This window comes from Kitasatospora sp. NPDC059803 (genome assembly GCF_042732255.1).
GTDB lineage: Bacteria > Actinomycetota > Actinomycetes > Streptomycetales > Streptomycetaceae > Kitasatospora.
Window position 1 is genome coordinate 1 of the sequence record NZ_JBHWIJ010000109.1, and the last position, 6,308, is coordinate 6,308.

Sequence of the window (6,308 nt, forward strand, 5' to 3'; positions counted from 1 at the left end):
GCCCCTGGGGGGGTGCGCGCCGGGCCCGGTCCGCCTCAGGGCCGCACGGCGCCAGGATCACAAGACGTCACGGCGTCACGGCGTCACGGCGTCAGCACGATCTTGCCGAACACGTCGCCCTTGGCGAGCCGCGCGAAGCCGTCCCGGGCCTCGGCCAGCGGCAGCACCGAGTCGATCACCGGTCGGACGCCGGTGGTCGCGCACAGCGAGAGCAGCCCGGCCAGTTCCTCCTTGGTGCCCATGGTCGAGCCGACCACCTTGAGCTCCAGGAAGAAGATCCGGTTCAGCTCGGTGGTGCTCGGGTTGGGGCCGGAGGTGGCACCGGAGATGACGACGGTGCCGCCCGGGCGCAGCGCCTTCACCGAGTGCGCCCAGGTCGCGGCGCCGACCGTCTCCATCACCGCGTCCACCCGGGCGGGCAGCCGGGCGCCGCTCTCGAAGGCGGCGTCGGCGCCGAGTTCGACCGCCCGGCGCCGCTTGGCCTCGTCCCGGCCGGTGACCCAGACCCGCAGCCCGGCGGCCTTGCCGAGGACGATCAGCGCGGTCGCCACGCCGCCGCCCGCGCCCTGCACCAGGACGGTGTCGCCGGGCTTGACCCCGGCGTTGGTGAACAGCATCCGGTAGGCCGTCAGCCAGGCCGTGGGCAGGCAGGCGGCCTCTTCGAAGCTGAGTTCGGCGGGCTTGGGCAGCAGGTTCCAGGTGGGCACGGCCACCTGCTGGGCGAAGGTGCCCTGGTAACGCTCGGTCAGGATGGACCGGGGCTCGTCCGGGCCGACCCCGTGGCCGCTCTGGCCGATCACCGAGTGGAGGACGACCTCGTTGCCGTGCTCGTCGACACCGGCGGCGTCGCAGCCGAGGATCATCGGCAGTCGGCCGGCGGGCAGGCCGACCCCGCGCAGCGACCACAGGTCGTGGTGGTTGAGGCTGGCGGCCCTGACCGTGACCACGCTCCATCCGGGGCGGGCCTGCGGCTCGGGGAGTTCGCCCAACTCCAGTCCGCCGAGCGGGTCATCGGCGTCGATACGTGCGGCGTAGGCAGCAAACATGCTGCGGACGATAGCCGCGCCGGCCGGGGCCGGGAACCACGCGCGGGTGTGACGCGTGTCCCGGCCCCGGCCGTGTCGGCGGCGCCGCTCACGCCGGGCCTGCCCGGCAGCGGCGCCCGGATCGTCAGATCCGGGCCACGCCCTCGGCCCGGGCGGCCTCGGCGACGGCCTTGGTGACCGCCGGGGCGACCCGCTCGTCGAACGGCGAGGGGATGACCTTCTGCGGCGTCAGCTCGTCGGCGACGACACCGGCCAGCGCCTTGGCGGCGGCCAGCTTCATGCCCTCGGTGATCCGGCTGGCCCGCACCTGGAGGGCGCCGGCGAAGATGCCGGGGAAGGCCAGCACGTTGTTGATCTGGTTCGGGAAGTCGCTGCGCCCGGTGGCGACGACCGCCGCGTACTTGTGCGCGACCTCGGGGTGGATCTCCGGGGTGGGGTTGGCCATCGCGAAGATGAACGCGCCCGCGGCCATGGTCGCGACGACCTCCTCCGGCACGGTGCCGCCGGAGACGCCGATGAACACGTCGGCGCCAGCCATCGCGTCGGCCAGGGTGCCCTTGAGGCCGGTGCGGTTGGTCAGTTCGGCGATCTCGGCCTTGACGTCGGTGAGGTCGCCGCGGCCGTCGTACACCACGCCCTTGCGGTCGCAGACCGCGACGTCGCCGATGCCCGCCGCCACCAGCATCTTGGCGATGGCGATGCCGGCCGCGCCGGCGCCGGAGATGACGGCCCGCAGCGAGCCGATCTCACGGCCGGTCACCTTGGCCGCGTTCCACAGGGCGGCGGTGGTGACGATCGCGGTGCCGTGCTGGTCGTCGTGGAAGACCGGGATGTCCACGGCCTCCTGGAGCCGGCGCTCGATCTCGAAGCAGCGGGGGGCGGAGATGTCCTCCAGGTTGACGCCGCCGAAGGAGGGCGCCAGCCGCACCACGGTCTCGACGATCTCGTCGACCTCGGTGCAGGCGAGCGCGATCGGCACCGCGTCCACGCCGCCGAACTGCTTGAACAGGATGGCCTTGCCCTCCATCACGGGCAGGGAGGCCTCCGGGCCGATGTCGCCGAGGCCCAGCACGGCGGTGCCGTCGGTGACCACGGCGACGGTGTTGGACTTCCAGGTGTAGTCGTTGACCAGCTCCGGCTGCTCGGCGATGGCCGTGCAGACGCGGGCGACACCGGGCGTGTAGGCGAGGGACAGGTCGTCCGCGTCGCGCACCGGGACGGTCGCCCTGATCTCCATCTTGCCGCCGCGGTGGAGCGCGAAAACGGCGTCGACCGGATCGACGGTGTCCTGGGTGCTGCTGATGATCTCCGCTGCCACGATGACCTCTTCGTCATTGATCTGGCGAGGGTGCGCGACCGACGGACAGGACGACCCGTCCGGAAACCGGAAACCGGGTACGCCGAAGCGGACCCGGGGGCTGGGTCGGGGCGCTGCCGTCGGGCGGCGCCCTCGGATGAGGGTTTTATGGGTCTTGTTGGTCCGCGTTGTGCTTCCGGGCCGAGCGTAGGTCGGACCAAGGCATCGCACCTATGCCTTTTCGTCCTCGTCACGTGCAGTTCATCGCCGAGCTGTCGCGTCACTGGGGCCCGGCGTCGGAAGCGCCGGGCTCCGGCGGCGGCAACGGTGATGGCGGCACGCGCACCCGCAGGAGTGAACGCAGACGCGCTGGGGAGTCGGCGTCCCGGATACGGAGCCACGTGATGACTTCCGTTCCCGGACACCCCGAGCCTGTCGGGGCTCGTCGGTCTGGTTCGAGCGTTCGGGGGTCACCCGGTACCGAATTCTGACACACCCGCTGCCGGGCCCGGGAGTGCGGGATGGCCGGATCGCATGTCCGCCATTTCGCGTACACCCGCGCGTCACCGTGGCGGCCGCACGTCCCTGCGCCGTGGTCGACGGCGGCATCCGAGCCGGGGGCGGCGGGCCTCCGGGCACCGGGCAGAGGGATCTGCATACTTATGCACGGAGTGACAGGAACACGGAATAAGTCCGAATAGCGGACAGCCCGGGCCCTCGTTATCCGATTTTGATCTGGATGAGGGCCATCTGACCGTTCACAGATGGCAGGATTCCCCCCATCTCGGATCGAGCCGGCCACTGGTCGAGGCGGTTCGCTTGACGTCCACCTCGGCGGAGGGTGGCGGAAGCAGTACCCCGTAGCAACCTGGGCGGCCCGTCCGCACAGGCACCGCACCACCCGGCCCTGCACGTACGACGACGTACAGCGAAATACACCCGTACAGCGCCGTACGAACCTGCCGCCCCGGTGTGCCGCCCCCCGCGGCGCGCTCCGCCCGCCCTCTCCCTCAGGAGGAGATCCCCCTCATGACCGCCCGTACCCAGCGCACCCGGCTTCTCGCGGCCGGCGCGGTTGCCGCCTCCGTCACCCTCGTCCTGACCGGCTGCAGCAGCAGCAAGAGCGACGGTGGCAGCGGCGCGCCCAACGCCTCCGCGACCGTCAACGCGGTCAAGGCCGACGACAAGCTCGCCGCCCTCGTCCCCGCCGACGTCAAGTCCTCCGGCAAGCTCCTGGTCGGCGCGGACGCCTCGTACGCGCCGGACGAGTTCAAGGACGACAGCGGCAAGGTCATCGGCATGGACGTGGACCTGGCCAACGCCATCGCGGCCAAGCTCGGGCTGAAGGCCGACGTCCAGGACTCCGGCTTCACCGCGATCATCCCCGGCATCCAGTCGAACAAGTTCCAGCTCGGCATGTCGTCCTTCACGGACAACAAGGAGCGCGAGCAGGTCGTCGACATGGTGACCTACTTCAACTCCGGCAGCGCCATCGCGGTCAAGAAGGGCAACCCCGACAAGGTCGACCCCAACGACCTGTGCGGCAAGAAGGTCGCCGTCCAGACCGGCACCACCCAGGCCGACGAGATCAAGGACACCCGCAACCCGGACTGCGCCAAGAACGGGAAGCCGGGCATCCAGAACGACGGCGACAAGTTCGACCTCCAGACGGACGTCACCAACGCCGTCGTCTCCGGCCGCGACCAGGCCATGATGGCCGACTCCCAGGTCGTCGACTACGCGATCAAGCAGGCCGGCGGCCAGCTGGAGAAGCTCGGCTCCACCTACGGCGTGGCCCCCTACGGCGTCGCCGTCGCCAAGGGCTCCAAGCTCACCCCCGCGATCCAGGGCGCCGTCCAGTCGCTGATCGACGACGGCACCTACAAGCAGATCCTCACCAAGTGGGGCGTCGAGTCCGGCGCCCTCGACAAGTCGACCGTCAACGGCGCCGTGAACTGACCGTCCGCCTGCTCCATCTCTCCCCCGAGGCCACACCGTGAACTCTCTGGACAAGGGGAAGGCGGAGGAGGGACGGCCTGAGACCATCAAGGCCGTCCCGGTCCGCCACCCCGGACGCTGGGTGGGCGCCGTCGTCATCGCCCTGCTTGCGGCGATGCTGCTGAGCGCCCTCTTCACCAACCCCGCTTTCAAGTGGGACATCGTCGGGCAGTACCTGTTCCACGACAGCATCGTGCACGGCATGGTCGTCACGCTGGAACTGACCGTCCTCTCCATGCTGATGGGCGTGATCGGCGGCATCGTCCTCGCCGTGATGCGCCTGTCCCCGAACCCCCTGCTCTCCGGCACCGCCTGGATGTACATCTGGGTCTTCCGCGGCACCCCGGTGCTGGTGCAGCTGGTGTTCTGGAACTTCCTCGGCCTGATCTGGGCCAAGCTGTCGATCGGCGTCCCGTGGGGGCCGGAGTTCTGGTCCGCGGACACCAACGTCCTGATCCCGACCTTCGTCGCCGCCCTGCTGGGCCTCGGCCTCAACGAGGCCGCCTACATGGCGGAGATCGTCCGCGGCGGCATCCAGTCGGTGGACGAGGGCCAGACCGAGGCCGCCCACGCGCTCGGCATGAGCCGGTTCCAGACCATGCGCCGGATCGTCCTGCCCCAGGCCATGCGGGTGATCATCCCGCCGACCGGCAACGAGACCATCTCGATGCTCAAGACCACCTCGCTGGTCAGCGTGATCTCCCTGGAGGAGATCTTCCGGGCCGGTCAGGTCATCTACTCCCGGAACTACCAGAACATCCCGCTGCTGATCGTGGTCAGCCTCTGGTACCTGTTCTTCACCTCGCTGCTGACCATCGGCCAGTACTACATCGAGCGCTACTACGCCCGCGGCTCCAACCGGACCCTCCCGCCCACCCCGGTGCAGCGGCTGCGGGGCCTGTTCGCCGGGAAGCCCGCCCCGAAGACCGGCGCCGACGTCGTCCCGGGGCTTGAGGGAGGTGGTCACGTATGACCGGCCTGAGCAAGACCCCGGCCGCCGCCACCGGGCAGCCGATGGTGCGCGCCGAGAGCGTCCACAAGTCCTACGGCTCCGTGCACGTGCTCAAGGGCATCGACCTGGAGGTCAAGCAGGGCGAGGTGTTCTGCCTGATCGGCCCCTCCGGCTCCGGCAAGTCGACCTTCCTGCGGTGCATCAACCACCTGGAGAAGATCAACGGCGGACGCCTCTGGGTGGACGGCGAACTGGTCGGCTACCAGCAGAAGGGCGACAAGCTCTACGAGCTCAAGGACCGCGAGGTCGCCGTCAAGCGGCGCGACATCGGCATGGTCTTCCAGCGCTTCAACCTGTTCCCGCACATGACGGCCGTCGAGAACGTCATGGAGGCCCCGGTCCAGGTCAAGGGCGAGAGCAAGGCCGCCGCCCGGGAGCGGGCGATGGTCCTGCTGGAGCGGGTCGGCCTCGCCGACAAGGCGAAGAACTACCCCTCCCAGCTCTCCGGCGGCCAGCAGCAGCGCGTCGCGATCGCCCGCGCGCTGGCCATGAAGCCCAAGCTGATGCTGTTCGACGAGCCCACCTCGGCGCTCGACCCCGAACTGGTCGGCGACGTCCTCGACGTCATGCGCGGCCTCGCCGAGGAGGGCATGACCATGGTGGTCGTCACCCACGAGATGGGCTTCGCCCGCGAGGTCGGCGACGCGCTGGTGTTCATGGACGGCGGTGTGGTGGTCGAGTCCGGCAACCCCCGCGAGGTGCTCACCGACCCCCGGCACGAGCGCACCCGCGCCTTCCTCTCCAAGGTGCTGTAGAACCGTACCGACCGGGGGCGGCGCGCCCCGGGGGGCCGCCGGGTCGGGGGGGCGCCGCCCCCGCGCCCGCGCGGGCCACCCTGTAGGGGGTGGTGGTTAGGGGGGTAGTGGGGCGCGGCGACGCCGGGATGATGCTGGGCGCGCCCGGCGCCTCGATGTGCGGGGTGCTGCTGAGCGTGCTCGGCAGCCAGGCCCAGAAG

Annotated in this window: 5 protein-coding genes; 3 read left to right on the forward strand and 2 right to left on the reverse strand. The window is 70.4% G+C overall.

The genetic code is table 11. From position 1 onward, the window contains the following. Positions 1 to 83: 83 nt before the first annotated feature. Together ACFV6I_RS18930 and ACFV6I_RS18935 are read right to left on the reverse strand one after the other, a co-directional pair. On the reverse strand, positions 84 to 1,046 hold the full coding sequence (locus ACFV6I_RS18930; RefSeq protein WP_380426444.1) for a zinc-binding dehydrogenase: 963 nt from the start codon (positions 1,044 to 1,046) through the stop codon (positions 84 to 86). A gap of 124 nt (positions 1,047 to 1,170) precedes the next feature. After that, a complete protein-coding gene (locus ACFV6I_RS18935) occupies positions 1,171 to 2,364 on the reverse strand; it encodes an NADP-dependent malic enzyme (protein ID WP_063347848.1) in 1,194 nt (397 codons plus the stop codon). A 1,008-nt stretch (positions 2,365 to 3,372) separates the two neighbouring features. Between ACFV6I_RS18935 and ACFV6I_RS18940 the strand changes: the two genes are divergently transcribed. The 3 genes from ACFV6I_RS18940 to ACFV6I_RS18950 are packed head-to-tail and all read left to right on the forward strand — an operon-like array spanning position 3,373 to position 6,108. After that, positions 3,373 to 4,302 (forward strand): ABC transporter substrate-binding protein, encoded by a 930-nt coding sequence (locus tag ACFV6I_RS18940; RefSeq protein WP_063347849.1) that lies wholly within the window; start codon positions 3,373 to 3,375, stop codon positions 4,300 to 4,302. Positions 4,303 to 4,339: 37 nt separating this feature from the next. Further along, positions 4,340 to 5,314: an amino acid ABC transporter permease gene (locus ACFV6I_RS18945; protein ID WP_063347850.1), complete on the forward strand. Its 975-nt coding sequence runs from the start codon at positions 4,340 to 4,342 to the stop codon at positions 5,312 to 5,314. Positions 5,315 to 5,355: 41 nt separating this feature from the next. Then, positions 5,356 to 6,108, forward strand: a complete 753-nt coding sequence (locus ACFV6I_RS18950) for an amino acid ABC transporter ATP-binding protein (RefSeq protein WP_107453034.1) — start codon at positions 5,356 to 5,358, stop codon at positions 6,106 to 6,108. Positions 6,109 to 6,308 lie beyond the last annotated feature (200 nt).

Excerpts from the sequence above, each read along its gene's own strand:
- ACFV6I_RS18940 (WP_063347849.1), top strand. The coding sequence starts at position 3,373 with ATGACCGCCCGTACCCAGCGCACCCGGCTTCTCGCGGCCGGCGCGGTT.
- ACFV6I_RS18930 (WP_380426444.1), bottom strand. The coding sequence starts at position 1,046 with ATGTTTGCTGCCTACGCCGCACGTATCGACGCCGATGACCCGCTCGGC.
- ACFV6I_RS18950 (WP_107453034.1), top strand. The coding sequence starts at position 5,356 with ATGGTGCGCGCCGAGAGCGTCCACAAGTCCTACGGCTCCGTGCACGTG.